1 protein-coding gene is annotated in these 1,524 nt (G+C 66.9%); it reads right to left on the bottom strand.

Features of this window, described 5'->3' with window-relative positions; all coding sequences use genetic code 11:
- Positions 1 to 140: 140 nt before the first annotated feature.
- Positions 141 to 1,412 (bottom strand): IS256 family transposase, encoded by a 1,272-nt coding sequence (locus tag ACFWGD_RS13280; protein ID WP_377779156.1) that lies wholly within the window; start codon positions 1,410 to 1,412, stop codon positions 141 to 143.
- Between the last annotated feature and the right edge of the window lie 112 nt (positions 1,413 to 1,524).

Below are 1,524 nucleotides of genomic sequence, written 5' to 3' on the forward strand. Positions count from 1 at the left end.
GGTCCGCACTCCCGAACACCGCCGTGGTCACGGGGCCCCCACGGTGCTCTCAACCGAGGCCGTCTGGATGTGTCCCGGTTACGGCGGTCTCTGGCCGGGCTGCCAGGGCGTGTCAGCGATCTTGTGTAAGTCGCCTGGTGTCATTGGATGCTGAGCCGGTCCTCGAAGAAGAGTGAGAACTGGTTCAGTGCCTCTTTCCAGTGTGCGGCGACGTGGTTCGCGTCGCGCGCTTTCGGATTGATCTGCTCGCGGACCGCGAGGTAGAGGACCTTCAACGCGGCTTGTTCCGAGGGGAAGTGGCCGCGGTTGCGGGTGGCCTTGCGGAGGCGGGCGTTCATGGACTCGACCATGTTCGTGGAGTAGACCACCGTCCTTATGGTCGGGGGGAACGCCAGGTAGGGCGTGAACTCCGGCCAGGCAGATCGCCAGGTCCGGACGATGGCCGGGTAGCGTTCGCCCAGGTCAGAGGACTCAAATGTGTCGAGGGCCTGCTCGGCGGCCTGCTCGGTCGGCGCCGTGTAGATGGCCTTCAGGGCCGGCACCAGCTTCGGGTGGTCCCGGGCCGACGAGAGCCTGAGCGAGGCCCTGGTCAGGTGGATCACGCAGGTCTGGACGGTGGCCTTCGGCCAGGTCGCGGTGACCGCGTCGGGCAGGCCCTTCAACCCGTCGCAGACCACGATGCAGACGTCCTCGATGCCCCGGTTCCGCAGCTCGGACAGCACAGCCATCCACGTGGTCGCGCCCTCGCCCTCGGCTCCGACCCACAGACCCAGGACGTCCTTGCGGCCGTCCATGTCGACGCCGACGGCCAGATAGACCGGTTTCGACGTCACCGACCCAGAGCGAATCTTCACCCACAACGCGTCGATGTAGATGATCGGCCAGACCGGGTCGAGGGGCCTGTTCTGCCAGGTCACGAGCTCGTCGATCACCGCGTCGGTGACCTTGCTGATCAGATCGGGACTGACCTCGACCCCGTAGATCTGCGCCAGATGCGAGCGGATGTCGCGCACGCTCATGCCGCGGGCGTAGAGGGAGAGGATCCGGTCGTTGAACCCGGCGAGCCGGCGGGCGTTCTTGGGGACCATGCGCGGTTCGAAGTCGCCGTTGCGGTCCCGCGGCACCGCCAGCGTGACCGCTCCGGCATCGGTCAGGACCGTCTTGGGCGAGGTCCCGTTGCGGGAGTTCCCCGAGCCGTGACCCGCTGAATCTCCGCGTTCGTAGCCGAGGTGCTCGCTCATCTCGGCTTCCAGGGCCCGCTCCAGAACGGCCTTGGTGATCTCCGTCAGGAGCCCGCCCTCACCGAGCAGGGCCGCTCCCGAGGCGTCAGCCCTGTCGAGCAGTCGCTCGACCACCTCGTCGATCATCTCGTCGCCGGCCACGGACGCGGCCGCTTCGTTTTTGTCTGCCATGACTCGTCCGATCCGCCTGGCCCACAGGCCCGAGGCCGAGCCCCGGGCCAGGCTTCCACATCACGGACTTACACGATCTTTCAGACACGCTCACGAAGTGTCGAGGAACGGC

The organism is Corynebacterium sp. NPDC060344, assembly GCF_042725215.1.
In the GTDB taxonomy this organism is placed as follows: Bacteria; Actinomycetota; Actinomycetes; order Mycobacteriales; family Mycobacteriaceae; genus Corynebacterium.